Source organism: Alistipes shahii WAL 8301 (assembly GCF_025145845.1).
In the GTDB taxonomy this organism is placed as follows: Bacteria; Bacteroidota; Bacteroidia; order Bacteroidales; family Rikenellaceae; genus Alistipes; species Alistipes shahii.
Map to the genome: position 1 here is coordinate 790,646 of NZ_CP102253.1, position 22,911 is coordinate 813,556.

Consider the following 22,911-nt stretch of genomic DNA (forward strand, 5'->3'; position numbering starts at 1 on the left):
TATGACCAGATACCTGAAAACAGCACTCCTTGCAGCCGCGGCGCTCCTCGCGTCGTGCATCCACAACGACATCCCCTATCCGGTCGTCGAACTCCGCATCGCGAGCGTCGAAGGCCAGGGCTTCTCGGTCTCGGAAAACAACGTCACATCGCGGACGGTCACCCTCTCGCTCGACGAAGCGACCGACATCCGCAACGTGCGGATCGACGCCGTGGGTTACGACGCCGTCATCCACAGCATCCAGCTCGACAAGGAGGAGGTCCTGCAACAGATCCGCAGCTCCCGGGAGCTGACCGGCACGTTCGACCTGCGTTCGCCGATCTACACCACGCTTTCGCTCTACCAGGATTACGAATGGACGATCCGCGCCACACAGACCATCGAGCGCCGTTTCAGCGTGACGGGGCAGATCGGCGCCACGGAGATCGAGGAGAAAAACCGCATCGCCCGGGTCCTCGTCCCCAGCGACACCGATCTGGCACATATCGAGGTCACGGAACTCAAACTCGGCCCCGCCGACATCACGACCTATTCGCCCTCGCTCGAAGAGCTTTCGGGCAGCAGCTTCGAATCGGTGCGTTTCGTAGACGTCACCTGCCACGGAATCACCGAACGGTGGCTGCTTTACGTGGAGCCTACCAATGTGAAGGTCGCCCTCCGGGCAACCGACCTGTGGAACAATACGGCCACGGCCACCGCTCTCGTCTCTGCCGAGGAGTATGCGGCCGGCGCCGCGCTGGAATACCGGATCAAGGGCGCCACGGAGTGGCAGAGAATGGCGGAAAGCAGCTACGAGGCCGGCATCCTGACGGCAACGCTCGCGCCCGAATGGAGCTCGTCGACCAACCCCCACGGGCTTGCCGTCTACAACTTCGTGCCGGACAAGGGTCTCTTCGCAGGGCACACCTACGAATTCCGCCTGACAGTCGGGGGCGAGCAGACCCAGCTGATGGAATATGCGGCCCCCGCGGGCAACACGATTCCCAACGGCGACCTGGAGGACAGCTCGCTGAGCTGCTGGACCCAGAACAACAAGACCGCGGAGTTCTGGGGCAGCGGCAACAACACCTTCACCAGGGGACTCTGCACGCAGGCCCCCTTCGACGGAGGCACGCGCGCCAAACTTCAGGCTACGTCCGCCGTGGGAGTCCTCGCCTCGGGCAACCTCTTCTCGGGGCTGTTCCAGAAGGACGTCCTGACCCGGGGCGTCGTGTCGTTCGGCCAGCCTTACGCCTGGAAAGCCCGTCCCAAGGCGCTGAAACTGCAATACTATGCAGAACATATCGGCATCGTCGACATCGAAAAGAATTTCGGCGCCCCGATTCACGAAGGGGACCGGGACAAGGCCCGCATCATGGTCGCCATCGTGGACTGGAACACCCGCCGCGAAGTCGGATCGGGCACGGAAGCCCCCACCGGGACCTGGGACCCGGAAGAGATGAGTACGCTCGACGAGGGTCCGATCATCGCCTACGGCTCGCTCTTCATCGACCAAAGTTCGACCGGCGGCAAGATGATCGACGTACAGCTTCCGCTCAACTTCTACGACACGAAGGCCAAACCGTCGGGGCTGTATCAGATCGTGATCTCCTGCTCGACGAGCGCCTACGGCGACTTCATGGCAGGCTGCAAGTCGAACGTACTCTACGTCGACAATTTCGAGTGGGTCTATTGACAATATCTATTTTCGCAACCCGCAAAAAGCAGAGCCTCACCGGTTCTGCTTTTTGTTTACCCCGGCGGTCCGAAAAAAAACGCCGGAGGGGGTAGGGTTTCAGCGCTTTCATCCGTGATATAGATAGAATGAAGAGACCCGAACATATCATCGAAGATCTGATAACCCGCCAACTGGACGGCACACCCCTCACCGACACGGAACGCCGGGAACTGCAGGAGTGGCTCGAAGCATCCGAAGCCAACCGCAACGCCTTTCTCCGGGCTTACAAAGCCTGGGGAAACGCCCGCCTTGCGGAAACCCGGTTCAACACCAGTCAAGCCCTCGAAAACGTCATGGCCCGGATTGCCGAAGCATCCAGACCCCGGTCTTTCCTGCGGCCGCAACTGCGCCGTCTGGGCATCGGCATCGCAGCGGCAGCCTGCGTCATGCTGGCCGTTGTCGGTTACTACCGACTGCAACCGTCGACCGTCCCGGACATCGAAATGTTTATCCGGCAGGCCGACACCCCCGTATTCACCCAGAAAGAGGTGCAACTGGTGCTGTCCGAGCAGAAAACCCTCCTGCTCGAAACCCAAAAATCGACAATCCGTTACGATTCGACCGCCATCCGGATCAACAACGCCGAAAAAACCATTCCCAAAAAAGAGGCTGCGACGTTCAACCAGCTGGTCGTTCCCTACGGCAAGCAGACGACACTGACGCTCGCCGACGGAACCCGCGTCTGGATCAACGCCGGATCACGGCTGGTCTACCCCGTCGTATTCGAAAAGCAGAAGCGCGAAATATACGTCGAAGGCGAAATCTACATGGAAGTGGCGCACGATGCCGAACGGCCTTTCTCGGTACACACAGGCAAGATGGATGTCTGCGTTTTGGGAACCAAATTCTACATGTCCTCCTACGGCCGCGATCGCACGCAGGAGGTCGTCCTGCTCTCCGGCTCCGTCAGCGTAGCCCCTGCCGGACGATCCGACCGCGGAATTCGCATCGTTCCCGGCCAACAAGCCATCCTCGACACCTCGGAATCGCTGGAGGTCCGCGAAGTGGAAGCCGAAAGCTACATCAGTTGGATTCACGGATACCTGCCCTTCGACAACGACCCGCTGTCGAACATCCTCGAACGCCTTTCCCGCTACTACAATTGTCGGATCGAGTGTACGCCCGAAGCCGAAGCGCTGACGCTCTCGGGCAAACTCGAACTCAAAGACGATCCGGCCGAAGTGCTGAAAATCTTGAGCGCAACAGCCCCTATCAACCTGCAAATCACCGGATCCGGGAATTTCCGAATCGACTATAACCCGACTACCAACAACCCAAACTGACCTGCCTATGTAACAGCCCGTATCCCTCCAAAAAAAGACCGGATGTCGTCCCTCAACGACATCCGGAGCGATTGAAAATCTAAAATAGCCTTTTAAACTTCAAATCTTTACAAATGTACAACAAAAATGGTAAAATCGGTCTTTTTAAGGCCGATAATGGGGGATTATTCCACCTATTCCGGATAACATTCCTGTTTTTGCTGGCAACAATCGGGTTCATCCGGCCCGTCAGTGCACAAACGGCAGAGGCGGCGAAAACCATCACGCTCAACGTACAGAACCGCCCCATCAAGGAGGTCCTCACACTGATCGAACGCCAAAGCGACTACATCTTCGTTTACTACGACAACATCTTGGACATCCACCGCAAAGTCACCCTGAAAGTAACGAATCAGCCCATTTCGGCTGTCCTGAAACAGTTGTTCGCCGGAACCGACAACACCTGGAAACTCTCGGGAAGGCAGATCGTCATCGGACGCTCCGTAGCTGCGGCCGCAGCTACACCCCGGAAGATCACACGCATCACAGGCGTCGTCAGGGACCAGAACAACGATCCGCTCATCGGCGTCACGATCCGCATCAAGGCCCGTCCGAACATCGGTACAGCCACCGACATCAACGGCAAATACCTGCTCGACGTTTATCCCGACGAAGTACTGGAATTCAGCTATGTAGGTTACAAATCGCAGGACGTTTCGGTCGCAGGGCAGGAAATCGTCGACGTGGTTATGCTGCAAAACGACGCCATCCTCGACGCCGTGGAGGTGGTGGGCTACGGCGTGCAGAAAAAGATCAGCGTCATCGGCTCGCAGCAGACCATAGCGACCAAGGAACTGAAAGTTCCCGTCGCCAACCTCACACAAGGCCTTGCGGGCCGCGTATCGGGCCTGGTCTCGGTACAGCGAACCAGTGAACCGGGCTTCGACGACGCGAACATCTACATCCGCGGCATCTCAACGCTGACAGCCAGCATGAGCGCCCCTCTGACGCTCGTCGACGGCGTTCCCCGCTCGTTCTCCAACGTCGACCCCGAAGACATCGAGAGTTTCTCGATCCTGAAGGACGCCTCTGCAACTGCTGTTTACGGCGTTCGCGGCGCCAACGGCGTCATTATCATCAATACCAAAAGCGGCCTGAAAGGACGCCCCAAATTCAGCGTACGCTATACCGAAGGCCTCACCAAACCGACCAAGATCACCGATTTCGCCGACGGCGCGACTTACATGGAGATGTCGAACGAAGCGTCGCTCACCCGCGGCGGCGGCAAACTATACAGCCAGGAGATCATTGATAAGACCCGCCGCGGGGAAGACCCCTATCTCTATCCCGACGTAGACTGGATGAAACAGATCCTGCGTAACTTCAGCCGCAACCGCTCGGCCAACGTCAACGTGCAGGGCGGTTCCGATAAGGCGGTCTACTACATCGGCCTGGCCTACTACGACGAGAACGGCATGTACAAGGACACGAAACTGGCCGACTACAACTCGAACACCTTCTACCGCCGTTACAACGTCACCTCGAACCTCACGCTCAACCCGTTCCGCACCACCGAAATCAAACTGGGCATCCAGGGCTACCTGGCCAACGCCAACTATCCGGCATCTTCGCAGGCAAGCATCTTCGAATCGGCCTATTTCACACCTCCGACCTATATCGCGCCGCTCTACCCCGACGGCAAGCTCGGCGCCTTCTCGGGCGGCGATATAAACCCCGTGGCACAGCTCGGCGCAACGGGCTATGCCAACCAGTGGCGCAGCCAGGTTTATTCGAACCTGCGCATCACGCAGCAGATTTACAAAGGGCTCTCGGTTTCAGGCATGTTCTCGTTCGACACCTACAACTACACGAGCAACCGTTTCACCAAAACCCCGAACACCTACCACGCCACAGGACGCGACGCCAACGGCAACCTGCTCTACGAGCAAACCCGCCAGGGAACCGAAAACCTGGCCTACAGCCTCAGTGCAAAGGGTAACCGCGCCATCTATCTGGAAGCCGCAGTCAACTACCGCAACACTTTCGGCAGGCACACCGTATCGGGCATGATGCTCTTTAACCAGAGCGACGAAATCAATACCAAAGCCACCAACGTCGAAGAGGCGCTGCCCTACCGTTTCCGCGGCCTGGCAGGACGTTTCACCTACTCGTTCGACGACCGTTATTTCGGGGAGTTCAACTTCGGATACAACGGTTCGGAGAACTTCGCCCCGAAAAACCGTTACGGCTTCTTTCCGTCGGTCGGACTTGGCTGGGTAATCAGCAACGAACCCTTCTTCAGAGGCGCCACAGAGGTGATCCAGTACCTCAAACTGCGCGGCACATGGGGTCGTGTCGGCAACAGCCAGATCAGCGGACGCCGTTTCGCCTACCTGGCTACGGTCAAGGACACCAACGACACCAGTTACCAGTTCGGAAAGAACATGGACCAGACCTACGGGACTACGGCCATCGACGAATATGCCGTCGACGTAACGTGGGAGATCGCCGACAAAACCAACATCGGACTGGACATGCGCCTGCTGAACAACAAGTTCAACCTGCAATTCGACGCCTTCAAGGAGTCGCGCAAAGGCATTTACCTGCGCCGCACAAGCATTCCGTCCTATTTCGGTATGATCAACAACCCCTACGGCAACATCGGCAAAGTCGAGAACAAAGGTATCGAAATGTCGGTCAGCTATGCCAATTCGTGGCGGGACTGGTCGTTGAGCGTCATGGGTAACTACTCGTTCAACCGAAACAAGGTCCTCGAAGACGACAGCACCGTGGCCTATCCCTGGCAGAAAACCATCGGCAACAAGGTCGACCAGCGGTTCGGGCTCATCGCACTGGGACTCTTCGAAAGTCCGGAGGAGATCGCCGCAGCGCCTGTACAGGTCGGCGACACGCGCCCGGGCGACATCCGCTACAAGGACATCAACGGCGACGGCAAAATCGACGAATATGACAAAGTGCCCATCGGCTGGGGAAGTGTCCCCGAAATCGTCTACGGCTTCGGATTCTCCGTAGGCTGGAAAGGCCTCTCGCTGTCAGCCATGTTCCAGGGCGCCGCACACGTCGACGCGATCCTCAGCGGCGAAGGCGTACTGCCTTTCGCACAGGGATCGAGCCGCGGCAACCTGCTGAGCAACATCACCGACCGTTGGACCGAGGCCAATCCCCGCCAGGATGTCTTCTACCCGCGCCTCTCGATCGGCAACATGAACATGAACTACGAAGCCAGCACGTGGTGGCTCAAAAATACCAGCTACCTGCGTCTGAAAAACATCGAACTCTCCTATACGCTCCCCGACCGCTGGATGAAACGCATCCACATCAACAATGCGCGCATCTTCATACAGGGCGTCAATCTGCTTACATTCAGCAAATTCAAACTGTGGGACGTGGAACTGGGCGACGGCCGCGGCGCAAAATATCCCAACATCGGTTCCGTCAGCCTGGGTATCAATTTCAACTTCTAAAATCCCCGACAAGCTATGAAACTTAAAACAATACTCACTTTACTGGCCGCCCTCGGCATCCTGACCGCCTGCAACGACGACTTCTTCGACCAGGTTCCCGACGACCGGATCACCATCGAGCAGGTATTCCAGCGCACCTCCTACTCCGAGAAATACCTGGCTACCGTTTACAGCTACATCCGCGACGAGTCGCACCGCACCAACGGCGTGCCCTGGGACCCGTGTTCGGACGACCTGGACGTTACCTACGACCGCGAGGATTACAACTCCTTCAAGATGAACCTCGGCAACTGGAGCGCATCGTCGAACTACTACGAGTACTGGTCGCACTACTACCGGGGCATCCGTTCGGCAACCTACTTCATCCAGCACATCGGCTCGAACCAGGAGATGCTCGACGATCCTACGCGCGGCCCGATCGTCGTCGAACAATACAAGAACGAAGCCCGCTTCCTGCGCGCCTGGTTCTATTACTGCCTGCTGCGCCAGTACGGTCCGTGCGTACTGCTGGGCGACGAAGTCCTTCCGGGCGACCTCGACCGCGACGATGTGAAGATGAACCTGCCGCGCAGTTCCTACGACGAGTGCGTGGATTACATCGTCGGCGAACTGGACGACATGATCGACAACAACCGCCTGCCGCTGCACTTCACCGTGCAGGCCGACAAGGATTACGGCCGGGCGACACTGGCCATGTGCATGGGACTCAAAAGCCGCGTACTGCTGCTGGCCGCCAGCGACCAGTTCAACGGCAACCCGGCCTACGCCAACGTGGTCAACACGGACGGCAAACACCTTTTTTCGACCCGAAAAGACCCCGAAAAGTGGAACAAGGCCGCCCAGGCTGCAAAAGATGTCATCGACCTGGGAATTTTCGACCTCTACAAGGAGTACCACACCGACGGAACGCTCGACCCTTACCTGTCCTGCCGCAACGTTTTCCTGGAGAACTGGAACAGCGAGGTGATGATGGTCCGCATCAGCAACTACCTCAAACATTGGGAACGGTCGGCTTCACCCCGGCAGTTCAGCGGCTATGAAAGCATGGGGGCGACCCAGCAACTGGTCGACGCTTTCCGCATGAAAGACGGCACGGCCATTACCCCGGACAAGGAGAGCGGCTATTCGAAGGCGAACTACTCCGACCCCAAATCGGGCTGGGTATTCGCTCCCGCCGGTACGCGCAACATGTTCGTCAATCGTGAACCGCGTTTCTACGTCAACATCTGCTTCAACGGCGCCTACTGGATCGGCGATCAGAAAACCCGCATCCAGCTCTACTACACCGGAGGATCGGGAAAGAAAGGCACGTGGGACTTCCCGCGTTCGGGATACATCGCCATCAAAAACGTTTCGCCCTCGTCCAATCCCAAGAACGGCAACTACATCAAGCGTCCCTTCGTCATCATGCGTTACGCCGAGATACTGCTCAACTACGTCGAGGCGCTCAACGAATACGATCCCGGGAATGCGGACATCGAAACCTACCTGAACAAAATCCGCGAGCGCGGCGGCCTGGGACCGGTCCAAAGCGATCTCAACCAGAGTCAAATGCGCGAGCAGATCCGGCTGGAACGCCGCATCGAACTCTGCTTCGAGCAACTGCGCTATTTCGACACCCGCCGCTGGCTGATCGCCGACCAGACCGACGGAGGACCCTTCTACGGCATGAACGTCGACGCAGGCAACAGCTTCACCGACGAGGCGTTCTACGAGAAAACCGTATTCGAAACCCGCGTGTTCCGGCCCGAGTTCTACCTTTTCCCCATTCCCCAGTCCGAAATCAACCGCGATCCGCAGATCGTCCAGAATCCCGGATGGTAACCGTAAAAACGAATAACGACTATGAAACTTACGAAATACCTGGCTGTCCTCTGCTGCGGAACGCTCTTCGCAGCCTGCGAAAACCCGATTCAGGACGACCTGAACGTGGACAACCCCGAGAACTATACGCGTATTTACACGGTCAACGCCGTCGACGACGCCTCCAAGAACACACTCTCATTCCCGCTCGAACGCGACACGTCGCTCATGGTCTACGCCAACCTGAGCGGAATCCGCAACCCGGGATGCGATGTGACGGTCAAATTTCGCGTCGCCCCCGAACTGGTGGATACCTACAATCAGAAGCACCAGAGCAACTACCCGATGATGCTTGATGGAAGCTACACGATCGAGAACCTCGAAGCCGTGATTCCTAACGGGAAATACATCTCCTCGCCCATCCGGATCGCCATCAACAGCCAGGCGTTCGACGGCGTGGGCGTCTTCCTGCTGCCGGTACGGATCGAGAATGTGACACCCGACCTGGCCGTCAACGAATCGTTGCAGACGGCTTACCTGCGCATCAACGGCTACTACACCGAAAATCCGTTCCCGAGATACGACAGGAGCGGCTGGTCGATCGCCGGGTTCTCGACGCAGGAGGCTGAAGCGACATCGACCTACCCCAACCGCGGATTGGCCGTTTCGATCATCGACGGCGAAAACAACACCTATTGGGGTACGCAGTGGCGTAACGCCAAACCCGGCCCGCCGCACTGGATCGCCGTCGACATGGGCGCACCCAAGGAACTGCACGGACTCACGATCCGCGGACGGTCTGACAAAGAAGGCTCCGACGTTCCCAAGAGCAGCGGCAACCCGCGTATCTTCAACATCGACGTGAGCGACGACAACCAAAACTGGACCCATGCAGGGACCTTTACCGTCGAAAACCGGATCGAGAACACGGTATACCTCGACCACAAGGCAACGGGGCGCTATTTCCGTATCTTCGTCACCGCCACGCAGGCCGACCTCTACCAGACCTGCATCGCCGAAGTATGGGCATTCTGATCCGACTAACAAATTTTTAAACCAAACGAAAGACTATGAAAAAGACTATATGTCTGTGGGCGCTGCTCCTGATTGTCGTTTCATGCACCAACGACGACAATTACAACGACGAGCACGGAGACAAGGCAGTCATTCCACCCAAAGGCAGGATCATCCGCATAATGACCTACAACATCTACGGCGCACGCGCCACAAGCCCCGCCAATGCAGCCGATCTGGACGCGCTGGCCGAGGTAATCCGCCGGCAGGACCCCGACTTCGTAACCCTCAACGAGGTGGATGTCTTCACCAACCGCACGGGAAAAGACGTACACCAGGCCCGCGACCTGGCAGCCAAACTCGGTATGGAGTGGCACTTCTCGAAAGCCATCGACCGCGACGGAGGCGAATACGGCGACGCCGTGCTGTCGAAACACCCGATTATAGAGACCCGCAGTTACCGGCTCCCCTGCGCCGCTTCGCAACCGGGAGAGGACCGTTCGCTGTGCGTCATCCGCGTCGAGATCGACGGCAAAGACCTCTATGTCGCCTCGACGCACCTCGATCATCTTTCGGGCGATGCGAGCCGCCTGGTGCAGGCCAATGAGATCCGCCGTATCCGCGACACGGAACTGGACGGAGACCTCATCCTTGCGGGCGACCTCAACGCCATTCCCAGTTCGAACGTCATCGCCACGATGACCGCGTTCCTGACCAATGTCGGAACGATCGACCAATACACTTTCCCGTCGGAGAATCCCACCCGCAAGATCGACTACATACTGTATGCCCCGATCGGACACTTCGGCGTACAGAACTGCACAGTGGTTTCGCGCAGCGACCAGCAGGTCGACGGCGTCGACGCCTCGGACCACCGCCCCGTCGTGGCCGACATCCGGTTCCAGACCGAGGAAGACCTCCCGGAGAATCAGGAATAAAGCGTTCGGAAGATGAAAAAACTGCTATTCACACTCCTCGGGCTGGCAGCGGCACTGACGCTGCCGGCCCAGGATTTCAAGATCACGCATGGCCCGTGGCTGTGCGACATGACCGAAGACGGCGTAACCGTCCTGTGGACTACCAACAAACCCGCTTTGTCATGGGTCGAGGCAACCGAGGACGACGGACGCAGTTTCTACGCCGCCGAACATACCCGCCATTACGAAACCGTCGCGGGCCGCAAACAGGCGCACAAGACGCTGCACGCCGTGCGGCTGAACAACCTGCGTCCCGGAACGAAATACTGCTACCGCATCTTCTCGCAGGAGGTACTCGAATGGAAACACGGAGACAACGTCCTCTACGGCAGGACCGTTGCCAGCAATGTCTACAAACGCGCACCGTTCCGGTTCCGGACATTCCCGGCAACGGGAACCGACTGTTCGTTCGTCATCCTGAACGACATCCACGGACGCGCCGACGACATGACCGAACTGTGCCGGGAAATCAATTTCGGCAAACACGACTTCGTAATGCTCAACGGCGACATGTCCAACAGCATTGAAAATGAGGAGCAGTTGTTCCGGGATTTCATCGACGCCTCGGTAAACCTTTACGCCTCGGAGACCCCGATACTCTACAACCGCGGCAACCATGAGACGCGCGGCGTCTTCGCCGACCGTCTGCACGACTATTTCCCGACGCGCAGCGGCCGTCACTACCAACTCTGCAAAGTCGGATCGGTCTGTTTCTTGCTGCTCGACTGCGGCGAAGACAAGCCTGACACGGACATCGAATACGGAGGGCTTGCCGACTACGACGCCTATCGCCGCGAAGAGTGCGAATGGCTCCGCAGGGCGGTGGCCTCCGAAACCTTCCGCAACGCCTCGGCACGCGTCGTCTTCCTCCATATTCCGCTCGACGGCGGAACGTGGCACGGCAGCAACCACCTCCGGAATCTGTTCCTGCCGATCCTCAACGAGGCCGGCATCAATATCATGTTCTCCGGCCACACGCACCGCTACGGCTTCCACCCGGCAAACGACGAAGTTCGGTTCCCGGTCGTGGTCAACGGCAATCAAAGCTACATACGGTGCGACATGACAGGCGACCGAATCGCGATCCGAATCGTCGGTCCCGGCGGACGCGTCGCACACACACACGAATTCCCACTCCGCTAACGAGGCGGAAAAAACAATGCCCTGCACCGTTTCGGTGCAGGGCATCTTCTGTTTTTCAGAGGAAAAGCCGCAGAAATCCGCTGCGGCTGAGCCGGAGCCGAAGCTGGGAGAGCGCCGCCCCGATATGCTTTTCGACGGTCTTGACGCTGATGTTGAGCCGCTCGGCGATCTCCCGGTTTTTCAGGCCTGTCGTGCGGCTCAACAGGAACACCCGGCGGCACTGCTCGGAAAGTCCCGAAATGCAGCAGTCGATCTCCTCGCTCAACTGCGATAACTGGAACTCCTCTTCGATATGGTCGGCGACAAGCGTACGAATACAGACATCCAACTCGTCCAGTCCGGATTCCCCCCCCCGCCATTTTTTGGAGCGCAGCAAATCTATGGCACGGTTCTTCACGGCGACAAACAGCAGCGGCAGCAGCGGCCGGTCGAAGTCCACCTCCTCCCGCCGTTCCCACAAGGCAAGAAAGACATCCTGCACGATGTCTTCCGACGCCTTGCGGTCATGGACCATCTGAAAAGCCCGTGCACACAAGGGTTCATAGTGATCGCGGAATAGTTGCTGAAAATACGCCGAATGGTTTTCCACAGTTTTCTCAAAATATGTCGGAATACTCCGAATCATTCAAATATAGCGATAATTCGGGAAATTGCAAAATTTGGACTGCCGCCAACTATCTCCGTCTTCGAGTAGATTCCACACCGCAGGGCATCCTGTCCCCGCTGCGCGGGGCACAGGCACAAAAAAGGCAGGACCGCTCTTGCGGGTCCTGCCTTTAATTTATCCTGCCGCCGTTACCTTCCGGCGATGCGGCAGTATCTGTCGTAGCGTCCTATCACGTCGTTCACATAGGCCAGCGTCTGCCGGCTGCCGGTGAATCGTCCGCATCTGACCACTTCGTTCTCGTAGAATTCCGGCTCGGCCTTCAGCGTAAGGTACCGGGCCACGACCTCCCACGAGTTGGGGTTCTCTCCGTTCAGGCGGGCCAGACGGCGGGCGTCGTTCACATGGCCGATACCGCTGTTATACGAGGCCAGGATGATGCTCATGCGGTCTTTTTCAGGTGTCCCTTCCGGAAAACGGAGCGACGACATGATCTTCGACATCAGTTTGTTGGCCAACCAGATATTGGTCCTCGGATCAGTGATCTCGGCCGCGGGGACGTCGAACTGACGCGCCACCGAAGGCATGATCTGCATCAGGCCGCGGGCCCCGCTGCGCGAGGTGATGTCGGGCGTGAAGCGCGATTCGTGGTAGGCGATGGCGCTCATCAGGCGCCAGTCGTGGCCCTCCTCTTCGCTGATGTTGCGAATCAGATTGTCGTAGGCCGAAATGACGTAACTGCCCTCGGGGAGCAGCGAGTGGTGCATCTCGGCCAGTGCGTTCAGTGCGTCGTCCGTCGCGGGTGCGCTGAACTGGGCGTTGAAGCCGTAAAATGTCGTAAGAATGGTTAAGAACGCAAACGTTAATACGGTCTTTTTTAACATAAAATGTTGTTTTGCGGGCAGCTTACACCGCGCAGAACAGCACGTCAATCATAGAATCCCCATGAGATACCGATTTTGAACATGCCCGGATTGAGCGGATAGCGAGCCGCCGAGAAATATTCTCCGTTACCGAACAGTCCCTTGTTCACATGCTGATATTTCAGGAATATCCGCATTCTCTTCCACTTTCCCATGACGAAAGCGTCCATATAGGGGTAATTCCCCGTCTCGACCTCCCGTTGGTTGTAATACACCGACAGAGCCGGATTGTAACCGGGCGCATAATACTTGGTATTATAGCGTCCGTCCAGACCGATCTGCAGGCGCAGCACATCGCGCACGACCCAGAATTCGTAGTAATACGACAGGAAGGCGCTCAAAAGCGGAACGGGTACAACATCTTGATCCGTGCTCCACTGCAACAATACCCTGTTGTCCAAATGAAGTCCGCCTAAACGGAAATCTTTGCGAGCATACACACTCGTGAGGCTGACGTTGCCGCTGTGCTGGGCGACGTTGCTGTCCGACGCATAGTAAATCTTGTCGGAGACGACTCCCTGCCATGCCCCCGCTTCGAACGCGAAATCGGGAACCGAAAACTTGACCTCGAACCGAGTTTCATTCTCCTTGCTTAAAGGAGTGTTCCATATATAATGGTTAGAGAACAGATTCTCCTGCCAGTAGGTCGGCGAGCGGCGGTCCATCGAGAACCGGCCTTCGAGAATCAGGGGGTGTCCGCGCAGATAGCCTTTCAGCGCGAGGTGCGCGCCGATCGAGAGATCTCCGCCTCTGTATCCCGACGGGTAGAAACGGAGGTTTCCGTCCCAGTCGACATATTTCTTTATCTTTCCGCTGACGGAGCCGTAAAAGAAGTAACTCGTCTTGTTGACCTTCGTGTACTTCCCCGTCAGGTAATCTTTCAGTTCGAATTGCGAGTAGGTGTGCATGTCGATGCCGATGCCGGCGTCGAGCGTCCCCACGATTCCGTTCCGGTCCCAGGGCTGCGCCTGCACGAAGAAGCGGTTCGAAATGTTCCGCTCGTAGATCGAGTCGCGCGTCTCCGCAGGGTTGATGAACCAGTTGCCGTAATAATGCCCCTCCGCGGAGACGAAATCGCCGTTCTCGTCCCGGTGGTCCCGTTCATTCGTATAAGGCTCGTTCCTGTCGGTGTAGACCTTGCTCCACGAACTGTACTCGAACGAATGGCCGATATACACCGCCGAGAGGTTCGCCATCGAGAAATCGCTCTCCGTGAGCCGTTGCAGCGGAATGCCGTAGGACTGCGTGACGAAGAAGGCGTTGTTGCGGTAGAGGTTCCTGGCCTCGGCGTCGGCCAGCCGCATCGGCACGCCCGAAGGCATCTCGAACGTCGTGTCCGCAATGGCCCACTCGCCGACCACGCCGCCGTTCTCCTGCTGCTCGATGTGGTTGTTGTAGTAGCCCGCATGGACCGAATACCGCCTGCCCGTGTGGCTGACGGCCACCGCAAGGTTGTGGTTCTTGGTCCGCGACCAGACGTACTGGCCGCGCGTGCCCCGCGCCTTGTAGTCGATGTTGAAACCCGTCGTCGGAGAGATGTTCTGCGCATGCATGATGCCGAAATTCTCCTCACGGAAACGCTTCTGCCCCGACTCCGCGTAATTCATCCGGATCATCGGCTTCTTCGTGTTGTAGAAGGGCACGTTCTCCATGTTGTAGGTGTACGCGTAGTAGGGACTCGCAAAACTGAAGTCAAAGAACTGCGGACGCCGGAAATAGTTCAACGGCAGCGACGTCTGGCCCAAAGCCCCCTGGGCGATGTCGCCCACGTCCTCCCGGTAGAACGGATAGTCGATCCGGTAATCGGTCAGCGTGGTGTCCAAAGGCCCGATCTCGACGCGGTTGAAATCGCGGCTCACGTGCCATTTGAAGTTGTTCAGCGCGCGGATCGAGTCATTGAAAAAATAGGACTCGAGCGGCTTGCGGATTTTCCGTTCCTTCTTGGTGGTGTCCTGCGGCTGCTGGTTCTCGCCCTCCTCGCCTTCGGTCTGCTCGTAGGGATTGCTGCCGTAGAGGTTACCCGTCTGGCCGTTGCGCTGGGCGCGCTGCAAGGTCTTCGCATCGAAGCCTTGGGAGCGCACCGCCTCGGGCGCTGCAAAAAACAGACCGAGCAGGAGCGTCAGCAATATGCGGTTCGAAAATCTCGACATGTCAGCCAAAGAGCGGAAATCCGCGGCAAATATAATTAAAAAATTTTAAATATACAACTATTCGGCTTTCCCACAGCCTTTTGTCCGGCAGGCAAGCCCCCGCACCAGCGAAACGAGGATATACAGCACGATGATCGCCGGCACGGCGTAACCGCGCAGGAGGACGGCCGTCACGACGGCCGCGATGATGAATCCGTAGCGCAGTTCGTTCCCTTTCCAGCCGAAGCCGTGGAATTTAAGGGCGAACATCCTCACATTCGAGATCATCAGCAGTCCCACGACCACGGCAATGGCAGAAATCGCCTCGCGCGGAAGTTCCAGTCCGCTGGTCTCGAACAACAGCCCCAGCGAACCGCAGAGCATCGCCGCCGCCGGGCTGGGCAGTCCGCAGAACTCCGTGCGCTGCGTGTCGTCAATATTGAATTTCGCCAGCCGCAACGCGGCGCAGGCCGTAAAGACGAAAACGACCAGCCCCGGATACCCTTCGGGCAGCCAGATGCCGGGCATCCATTGATAGAGCGAATACATGATCGCCGCCGGGGCCAGTCCGAATGAGATGTCGTCGGCCAGCGAATCGAGTTGCAGCCCGATGGGCGAACTCTGGTTGAGCAGACGCGCTGCGAAGCCGTCGAAAAAGTCGAACACGGCGGCCAGAACCATCAGGCCGAAGGCCAGCTTCAGGTCGCCCCAAACCAGCGCCGAAACCACCGCCACCGAACCGCAGAACAGGTTCGACAGAGTCAGCAGATTGGGTATCGTGAAGAGTTTGATTTTCATTGCCGGGGCGAAAATTTAATTTTCCAATAGGCGGCAAAGTTACTAAAATATTTTTATCTTTGTCGAAATTAACTCCATATAATAACTCATGTCAAGCAATAAATATTGTGTCATCATGGCGGGCGGCATCGGGACGCGCTTCTGGCCCAAGAGCCGGCAGTCGATGCCCAAGCAGTTCCTCGACATTCTCGGGACGGGCAAATCCTTCATCCGCCACACCTACGAACGCTTCGCAAAAATGGTTCCTGCGGAGAATTTCCTCGTGGTGACCAACGATAAATACAAAAGCCTGGTTCTCGAACACATCCCGGAAATCGGCGAAAAACAAGTGCTCTGCGAACCCGTGGGCCGCAACACGGCCCCCTGCGTGGCCTATGCGGCCTACACGCTGCTGAAACGCAATCCCGATGCCGAAATGATCGTCACCCCGGCGGATCACCTGATCCTCAACGAAGACGACTTCCGGGCGATCATCGCCGAGTGTCTCGACTTCGCCTCGGAGCACGACGCGCTGATGACCGTGGGCATCAAACCCACGCGTCCCGACACGGGCTACGGCTACATCCAGGTCTCGGACGACAAACCCATCAGCAAGGTCAAGTGCTTCACCGAGAAGCCTGACATCGAACTGGCGCGGGTGTTCCTGCAATCCGGTGAGTTTTACTGGAATTCGGGCATCTTCGTGTGGAAGGTGCGCTCGATCGTCGAGGCCTTCGAGAAATACCTCCCCGAGCACCACGCGCTCTTCAGCGGCGTGATGCGCGCCATCGGAACCGACGCCGAGCGCAACGTCGTGGAGATCGCCTTTTCAGAGTGCCGCGCCATCTCGATCGACTACGGCATCATGGAGAAGGCCGACAACGTCTACGTCCGCTGCGGCGAGTTCGGCTGGAGCGACGTCGGGACGTGGGGTTCGGTCTACCAGCATTCGCGCAAGGACCGCTATGCCAACGCCGTGCCCGAAGAGGGCTGTTACCTCTACGATACACGCAGTTCGATCGTTTCGCTCCCAAAGGACAAGATCGCCGTGATCAGCGGACTGAAGGAGTACATCGTCGTCGACACGGACGACGTGCTGATGGTCTGCCCCCGCTCCGAGGAGCAGAACATCAAAAAATTCATCGACGAAGTCAAGTTCCACAACGGCGACAAGCACATCTGATTCGTTGGATCAGATGTGCTTGATGAAATCATTCCAGACCTTATGATTTCCATCGCCCGTCACTGTGCATTCCAACGTTCGCATCCACGGCGTTCCACCGTGTTTGCGAGTCTGCTCCTCCTCCAAATCCCCTCCCCGGAGGGGACTTATCGCATGTGACCGAATAATCTCAAAACAATACTTGCCAACATCTTCCATGTCCGAACTATACGAACTTTTCAGCCAGCACCCCCGTATCTCGACCGACACGCGCCGGATCGAGCCGGACTCCATCTTCTTCGCCCTGCGGGGCGATACCTTCGACGGCAACCGTTTCGTCGCCGAAGCGCTCGAAAAAGGCGCGGCCTACGCCGTCTCCGACGATCCGCAGGTCGCCGCTTCCGACGAGCGGCAGCGCATCGTGCTCGTCGACGACACGCTGAAAGCCTTGCAGGACCTTGCCCGCTGCCACCGCCGGGCGCTCGGAATCCCGATCCTCGCCATCTCGGGCAGCAACGGCAAAACCACCACGAAAGAGCTTGTCAGCCGCGTGCTGGCCGAGCGGTTCGAGGTCTATGCCACCCGCGGCAACCTCAACAACCACATCGGCGTGCCGCTGACGCTGCTCGCCATGACCCGCGACACGGAGTTCGGCGTGGTGGAGATGGGCGCGAGCGCCTGCGGCGAACTGGCTCTGCTGGCATCGGTCGCCGAGCCGAACTACGGCATCCTGACCAACATCGGCCTGGCGCACCTCGAAGGCTTCGGCGGACCGGAGGGGGTTCGCCGCGGCAAGGGCGAACTGTTCGACTTCCTCGCGGCGAACGGAGGCCACGCCTTCGTTCCGGCCGACGACGAAATCCTGACGGGCATGGCCGCCGAACGCGATTCGCTGGCCGACGAATATTACTCCGCATCGCTGGCCGACGGCATCGAAAACCATCTGGAAGGCAGCTACAACCGGTTCAACATCGCGGCCGCCGTCGCCGTGGGACGCTATTTCGACGTTCCCGACGAACGCATCCGCCACGCCATCGCCAGCTATGTTCCCGACAACAACCGCTCGCAGCGCATCGGAACGTCCCGCAACACGCTCGTCGCCGACTGCTACAACGCCAACCCGTCGAGCATGCGGGCTTCGGTCGGGAATTTTCTCGCCGAGCCGCTCGAAGAGCGTCAGCGCCGGGTGCTGATTCTGGGCGACATGCTCGAACTGGGCGACTGGTCCGAACGCGAACACGCCGCAATCATCGAGATGGCCGCACAGGACCCCGAAGCGGAACTGCTGCTCGTAGGTCCGGAATTCGCCAAGGCCTACGACGGACTCGCGGAAAAGCCGGCCAACGTCACGCTCTGCCCCACGCGCGACGACCTGATCTCGCTGCTGAAAGTCTCCCCCGTGGAGCACTCCCTCGTGCTGGTCAAAGGTTCGCACGGCATGGGGCTGGAGCAGGCGCTGGAGGCGCTCTGACCGTCCCCGGAAACCGCCCCGGAGACTGCACCCGGAGACCGTCCCCGGAAACCGCCCCGGAGACTGCACCCGGAGACTGCACCCGGAGACTGCACCCGGAACCGCACCCGAAAACAACCGAAAACAACCGAAACAAACCGACCCAAAATAAACGGACCATGAAAAAACTACTCGCAACTCTCCCCCTGCTGGCACTGCTCTCCTGCACCGGCATTCCCCCGCAGCATGCTCTCTCGCATTTCGACTGGACGGAACCCGCCGACCCGCAGGGAGAGAAACCCGAAACCTGGAACGGAGTCGAAAAACCGATCGTCACGTTCGGCTCGACGGATGTCCGCTATCCCCGCGCGACACCCTGCGCAGCAGCCGTGACGGATCAGACGACCCTCACGGGCTGGCGCGGCGAGAAGGTCTCGGCCCAGGCTGTCATCTCCGCTCCCGCGGCTGTCGGCGGCCTGACCTGCACCGTGGGCGACTTCGTTGCGGACAACGGCGCGAAGCTCCCCGGCATCGCCCGCGCACGCTTCGTCAAATACGTCGTCAGCGACCGCTTTCTGACCGACCAACCCTGCGGCGCACGGCCGGAGAACAACCCGGCGCACCTCGAAGCGGACCTGCTCGACGAGGCGGCTTCATGCGACGTGCCCGCCCGGTCGACCCGTCCCGTCTGGATCACGGTAGACATCCCGCGCGACGCCACCCCCGGCCGCTACACGGCTCCGGTTGCGGTAAAGGGCGAAGGCGTCGCAGAAACGCTGACGCTGCACCTGAACGTCACGGAACGCACCCTGCCCGCGCCTTCGGAGTGGACCTACCACCTCGACCTGTGGCAGCATCCGGCGGCCGTGGCCCGCGCCGAAGGGGTAGAGGTCTGGAGCGACGAGCATTTCGAACGGATGCGACCGACGATGCGGCAGCTCGCAGACGCCGGGCAGAAAGTCATCACGGCAACGCTCAACAAGGACCCCTGGAACAACCAGTGCTACGACGCCTACGCCGATATGATCGTCTGGACGCGCCTGGCCGACGGCACGTGGGAGTATGACTTCACGGTCTTCGACCGCTGGGTGCGGTTCATGCTCGACCTGGGCGTCGGCAAGTACGTCAACTGCTATTCGATGCTGCCGTGGAACAACATGCTCCACTACAAGGATGCCGTGACGGGCGAATTCGTCGACGTCAAGGCCGATCCGGGCACGCCGGCCTTCCGCGAAATGTGGGGCCCGTTCCTGCCCGCCTTCGTCGGTCACCTCCGCGAAAAAGGATGGCTCGGCATCACTAACATTGCGATGGACGAGCGTTCGCCCGAGGTGATGGCCGCCGCGACCGCCCTGCTGAAGGAGGTCGCGCCCGAACTAGGCATCGCATTGGCCGACAACCACAAGATCTTCAAACAGTATCCCTACATCAAGGACATGTGCGCCAGCATCTTCGGCCCGATCGAACAGACAGACATCGTCCAGCGCCGCAGCAAGGGGCTGACGACCACCTTCTACGTCTGCTGTTCGTCGGGATTCCCGAACACCTACACCTCGTCGGCGCCGGCCGAGGCGACCTAATTGAGCTGGTACGCCGCCGCCGAGGATTACGACGGATTCCTGCGCTGGGCCTACAACTCGTGGGTCGAGGACCCGATCCGCGACTCGCGGTTCCGGAAATGGGCCGCCGGCGACACCTACCTCGTCTATCCCGAAGGCCGCTCGTCGATCCGTTTCGAACGCCTCGTCGAAGGCATCCAGGACTGGGAGAAAATCCGGTTGTTGAAAACGGAATTCAGCGGCGACGACGCGAAACTGCAAACCCTCCACGACCTGCTGGAGCCGTTCCGTTCGCCGGTCGCCTTCGACGGTTGGGAGCAGACCCTGCGCAATGCCCGCGCGACGCTGAACACGCTCTGATCCGCCGGACGGTCCGCAATACGGCATAAAAAGAGGTCCCGACAACCCGATTTTCAGACAGGTTGCCGGGACTTTTCGTGCATTCTTGCGAAAAAATCGTTATTTTTGTCCGATTTAACTCATAAACCCCAAACGATGACTCTCAACGAATACCAGCAGCACGCCCTCGAAACGGCGATCTACCCCGACGACCGCCGCATCATCTACCCCACGCTCGGACTTACGGGCGAAGCGGGCGAAGTGGCCGACAAGGTCAAAAAAGTGATCCGCGACGCCCACGAGGAGTTCACCCCCGAGAAGAAACTCGAAATCGTCAAGGAGATCGGCGACGTCATGTGGTACTGCGCCACCCTCGCCCGCGACCTGGGCTACGAACTGGACGACGTGGCGCAGATGAACGTCGACAAACTCCGCTCGCGCATGCAGCGCAACCACCTGACGGGCAGCGGCGACAACCGCTAATCGTTCGGCAAAACCGAACGATTGCAATTCAGAATTCAGAATTCAAAATTCATAATCATACATGGAACCCGAAAAAATCCAAACTTCGCTGCCCGAAAACGCCTACCGCGAACTCAAGCCGGGCGAAGAGTACACGCCCGTGATGCCCGCCTCGTCGAATCCGAAGGAGGTGACGCCCTACTCGGTCACGATGGGCGTCGTCATGGCCGTCGTCTTCTCGGCCGCCGCGGCCTTTCTCGGCCTCAAGGTCGGGCAGGTCTTCGAAGCGGCCATCCCGATCGCCATCATCGCCGTGGGCATGGGCTCGGTGCTGGGCAAAAAGAACATGCTGGGGCAGAACGTCATCATCCAGTCGATCGGCGCCTCATCGGGCGTGATCGTCGCCGGAGCCATCTTCACCCTCCCGGCGCTCTACATTCTGGGCCTCGACGCCGCTTTCTGGCAGGTGTTCCTCTCGTCGCTGTTCGGCGGCCTGCTGGGCATCGTTCTGCTGATCCCCTTCCGCAAATACTTCGTCAAGGAGATGCACGGCAAATATCCCTTCCCCGAGGCCACGGCGACCACCGAGGTCCTCGTTTCGGGCGAGAAGGGCGGCTCGCAGGCCAAACTGCTGGCCGTCGCGGGACTCGTGGGCGGATTGTACGACTTCGTCGTCGGTACGTTCGGACTGTGGACCGAGTCGGTCTCGACGCGCATCTGCGAATGGGGCGCAGTCGCCGCCGACAAGTTCAAGGTGGTCTTCGGGCTGAACACCTCGGCCGCCGTGCTGGGTCTGGGGTATATCATCGGCCTGAAATACGCCATGATCATCACCGCCGGCTCGTGCCTCGTCTGGTTCGTGATCGTCCCGGTGGTCGGCTCGCTGGCCGAAGCGGTCGATCCCGCCGCGATGCTCTCGCTGCTGGGCGTCACGCGCGCCGACATCGTCGCCGACCCGCAGTCGATCTTCACCGCCGAAAACCTCTTCGCCTTCATCGGCAAGCCGATCGGCATCGGCGGCATCGCCATGGCGGGCATCATCGGCATCATCCGCCAGTCGAAGATCATCCGCCAGGCCGTAGGCCTCGCGGTCTCGGAGTTCGGAGGCGGCAAAAGCGCCGCCGCGGCCCCCGAGCGCACGCAGCGCGACATCTCGATGAAGCGCATCCTCACGATCCTGATCGCCACGCTCATTTCGGTCTTCGTCTTCTTCCACTTCGGGCTGCTCGACGGCTGGGTGCAGTCCGTCACGGCCATTCTGATCGTCTTCATCATCGCGTTCCTCTTCACGACCGTCGCGGCCAACGCCATCGCCATCGTGGGAACGAACCCCGTCTCGGGCATGACGCTGATGACGCTGATCCTCTCGTCGCTGGTGCTGGTGAGCGTGGGGCTGAGCGGCACGACGGGCATGACCGCCGCGCTGGTGATCGGCGGCGTGGTCTGCACGGCCCTGTCGATGGCCGGCGGCTTCATCACCGACCTCAAGATCGGCTACTGGCTCGGCACGACGCCCCGAAAGCAGGAGGCTTGGAAATTCCTCGGCACGTTCGTTGCTGCGGCAACCGTGGCCGGGGTGATGATCATCCTCAACAAATCCTACGGATTCGTGGGCGAAGGGGCGCTGGTGGCTCCGCAGGCCAACGCCATGGCGGCGGTGATCCAGCCCCTGATGACCGGCGGCCAGACCCCGTGGATGCTCTATTTCTGCGGCGCGGCGCTGGCCCTTGTGCTCACGTCGATCGGTGTCCCGGCCCTCGCCTTCGCGCTGGGCATGTTCATCCCCATGGAGCTGAACGCCCCGCTGGTGGTGGGCGGACTGGTGGCCTGGTTCGTCTCCGGCCGCTCGAAAGACGAGGGTCTGAACAAAGCCCGCTTCGACCGCGGCACGCTGATCGCCTCGGGCTTCATCGCCGGCGGCGCGCTGATGGGCGTGGTGAGCGCCGTGCTGAAATTCGTCGGCGTGGACTGGTTCCTCTCCGGCTGGGCCTCGTCGAACGCCGCCGAATGGACGGGCCTTGCGATGTACCTCGTTTTGATCGGCTACTTCGCCTGGCACACCCTGCGGGCCAAAAAGGAAGAATAACATTTAATCTGCAACGACA

General features: G+C 59.2%; 15 protein-coding genes and 1 pseudogene. 12 read left to right on the forward strand and 4 right to left on the reverse strand.

Features of this window, described 5'->3' with window-relative positions; genetic code table 11:
- Position 1: 1 nt before the first annotated feature.
- The 7 genes from NQ492_RS03415 to NQ492_RS03445 all read left to right on the forward strand — a co-directional run bounded on the left by NQ492_RS03415 (position 2) and on the right by NQ492_RS03445 (position 11,401).
- A complete protein-coding gene (locus NQ492_RS03415; RefSeq protein ID WP_015547930.1) occupies positions 2 to 1,675 on the forward strand; it encodes a PCMD domain-containing protein in 1,674 nt (557 codons plus the stop codon).
- A gap of 128 nt (positions 1,676 to 1,803) precedes the next feature.
- Entirely contained in the window at positions 1,804 to 3,000 is a 1,197-nt protein-coding gene (locus tag NQ492_RS03420; protein ID WP_015547931.1) for a FecR domain-containing protein, read from the forward strand.
- 197 nt (positions 3,001 to 3,197) lie between these two features.
- Complete coding sequence (locus tag NQ492_RS03425) at positions 3,198 to 6,464, forward strand: TonB-dependent receptor (RefSeq protein ID WP_050794790.1); 3,267 nt, start codon at positions 3,198 to 3,200, stop codon at positions 6,462 to 6,464.
- A gap of 15 nt (positions 6,465 to 6,479) precedes the next feature.
- Complete coding sequence (locus tag NQ492_RS03430; protein WP_015547932.1) at positions 6,480 to 8,288, forward strand: RagB/SusD family nutrient uptake outer membrane protein; 1,809 nt, start codon at positions 6,480 to 6,482, stop codon at positions 8,286 to 8,288.
- A gap of 21 nt (positions 8,289 to 8,309) precedes the next feature.
- Entirely contained in the window at positions 8,310 to 9,302 is a 993-nt protein-coding gene (locus NQ492_RS03435; RefSeq protein ID WP_015547933.1) for a BT_3987 domain-containing protein, read from the forward strand.
- Between the two features lie 35 nt (positions 9,303 to 9,337).
- On the forward strand, positions 9,338 to 10,219 hold the full coding sequence (locus NQ492_RS03440) for an endonuclease/exonuclease/phosphatase family protein (protein ID WP_015547934.1): 882 nt from the start codon (positions 9,338 to 9,340) through the stop codon (positions 10,217 to 10,219).
- Between the two features lie 12 nt (positions 10,220 to 10,231).
- Positions 10,232 to 11,401, forward strand: a complete 1,170-nt coding sequence (locus NQ492_RS03445) for a purple acid phosphatase family protein (protein ID WP_015547935.1) — start codon at positions 10,232 to 10,234, stop codon at positions 11,399 to 11,401.
- A gap of 55 nt (positions 11,402 to 11,456) precedes the next feature.
- Here NQ492_RS03445 and NQ492_RS03450 read toward each other — a convergent pair whose 3' ends face one another.
- The 4 genes from NQ492_RS03450 to pssA form a co-directional block, all read right to left on the reverse strand.
- Positions 11,457 to 11,990, reverse strand: coding sequence for an RNA polymerase sigma-70 factor (locus tag NQ492_RS03450; protein ID WP_168949039.1), 534 nt, complete (start codon positions 11,988 to 11,990; stop codon positions 11,457 to 11,459).
- Positions 11,991 to 12,196: 206 nt separating this feature from the next.
- Positions 12,197 to 12,889, reverse strand: coding sequence for a transglycosylase SLT domain-containing protein (locus tag NQ492_RS03455; RefSeq protein ID WP_015547937.1), 693 nt, complete (start codon positions 12,887 to 12,889; stop codon positions 12,197 to 12,199).
- 44 nt (positions 12,890 to 12,933) lie between these two features.
- Complete coding sequence (locus tag NQ492_RS03460; protein WP_015547938.1) at positions 12,934 to 15,078, reverse strand: putative porin; 2,145 nt, start codon at positions 15,076 to 15,078, stop codon at positions 12,934 to 12,936.
- A gap of 57 nt (positions 15,079 to 15,135) precedes the next feature.
- Positions 15,136 to 15,855, reverse strand: a complete 720-nt coding sequence (gene pssA, locus NQ492_RS03465) for a CDP-diacylglycerol--serine O-phosphatidyltransferase (RefSeq protein ID WP_015547939.1) — start codon at positions 15,853 to 15,855, stop codon at positions 15,136 to 15,138.
- 88 nt (positions 15,856 to 15,943) lie between these two features.
- On the opposite strand from pssA, the gene NQ492_RS03470 reads away from it, so the two are divergent.
- The 5 genes and pseudogenes from NQ492_RS03470 to NQ492_RS03495 all read left to right on the forward strand — a co-directional run bounded on the left by NQ492_RS03470 (position 15,944) and on the right by NQ492_RS03495 (position 22,892).
- Positions 15,944 to 17,017: a mannose-1-phosphate guanylyltransferase gene (locus NQ492_RS03470; RefSeq protein WP_022061283.1), complete on the forward strand. Its 1,074-nt coding sequence runs from the start codon at positions 15,944 to 15,946 to the stop codon at positions 17,015 to 17,017.
- A gap of 196 nt (positions 17,018 to 17,213) precedes the next feature.
- Complete coding sequence (locus NQ492_RS03475; protein ID WP_015547942.1) at positions 17,214 to 18,467, forward strand: UDP-N-acetylmuramoyl-tripeptide--D-alanyl-D-alanine ligase; 1,254 nt, start codon at positions 17,214 to 17,216, stop codon at positions 18,465 to 18,467.
- A gap of 158 nt (positions 18,468 to 18,625) precedes the next feature.
- A pseudogene (locus tag NQ492_RS03480) lies at positions 18,626 to 20,365 on the forward strand (DUF4091 domain-containing protein).
- 135 nt (positions 20,366 to 20,500) lie between these two features.
- Positions 20,501 to 20,827, forward strand: a complete 327-nt coding sequence (locus NQ492_RS03490) for a nucleoside triphosphate pyrophosphohydrolase family protein (protein WP_015547944.1) — start codon at positions 20,501 to 20,503, stop codon at positions 20,825 to 20,827.
- A 61-nt stretch (positions 20,828 to 20,888) separates the two neighbouring features.
- Positions 20,889 to 22,892, forward strand: a complete 2,004-nt coding sequence (locus NQ492_RS03495) for an OPT family oligopeptide transporter (RefSeq protein ID WP_015547945.1) — start codon at positions 20,889 to 20,891, stop codon at positions 22,890 to 22,892.
- Positions 22,893 to 22,911: the final 19 nt, after the last annotated feature.

Coding starts and splice junctions, on each gene's coding strand:
- NQ492_RS03415 (WP_015547930.1), top strand. CDS start 2: ATGACCAGATACCTGAAAACAGCACTCCTTGCAGCCGCGGCGCTCCTC.
- NQ492_RS03420 (WP_015547931.1), top strand. CDS start 1,804: ATGAAGAGACCCGAACATATCATCGAAGATCTGATAACCCGCCAACTG.
- NQ492_RS03430 (WP_015547932.1), top strand. CDS start 6,480: ATGAAACTTAAAACAATACTCACTTTACTGGCCGCCCTCGGCATCCTG.
- NQ492_RS03435 (WP_015547933.1), top strand. CDS start 8,310: ATGAAACTTACGAAATACCTGGCTGTCCTCTGCTGCGGAACGCTCTTC.
- NQ492_RS03440 (WP_015547934.1), top strand. CDS start 9,338: ATGAAAAAGACTATATGTCTGTGGGCGCTGCTCCTGATTGTCGTTTCA.
- NQ492_RS03445 (WP_015547935.1), top strand. CDS start 10,232: ATGAAAAAACTGCTATTCACACTCCTCGGGCTGGCAGCGGCACTGACG.
- NQ492_RS03455 (WP_015547937.1), bottom strand. CDS start 12,889: ATGTTAAAAAAGACCGTATTAACGTTTGCGTTCTTAACCATTCTTACG.
- NQ492_RS03460 (WP_015547938.1), bottom strand. CDS start 15,078: ATGTCGAGATTTTCGAACCGCATATTGCTGACGCTCCTGCTCGGTCTG.
- pssA (WP_015547939.1), bottom strand. CDS start 15,855: ATGAAAATCAAACTCTTCACGATACCCAATCTGCTGACTCTGTCGAAC.
- NQ492_RS03470 (WP_022061283.1), top strand. CDS start 15,944: ATGTCAAGCAATAAATATTGTGTCATCATGGCGGGCGGCATCGGGACG.
- NQ492_RS03475 (WP_015547942.1), top strand. CDS start 17,214: ATGTCCGAACTATACGAACTTTTCAGCCAGCACCCCCGTATCTCGACC.
- NQ492_RS03490 (WP_015547944.1), top strand. CDS start 20,501: ATGACTCTCAACGAATACCAGCAGCACGCCCTCGAAACGGCGATCTAC.
- NQ492_RS03495 (WP_015547945.1), top strand. CDS start 20,889: ATGGAACCCGAAAAAATCCAAACTTCGCTGCCCGAAAACGCCTACCGC.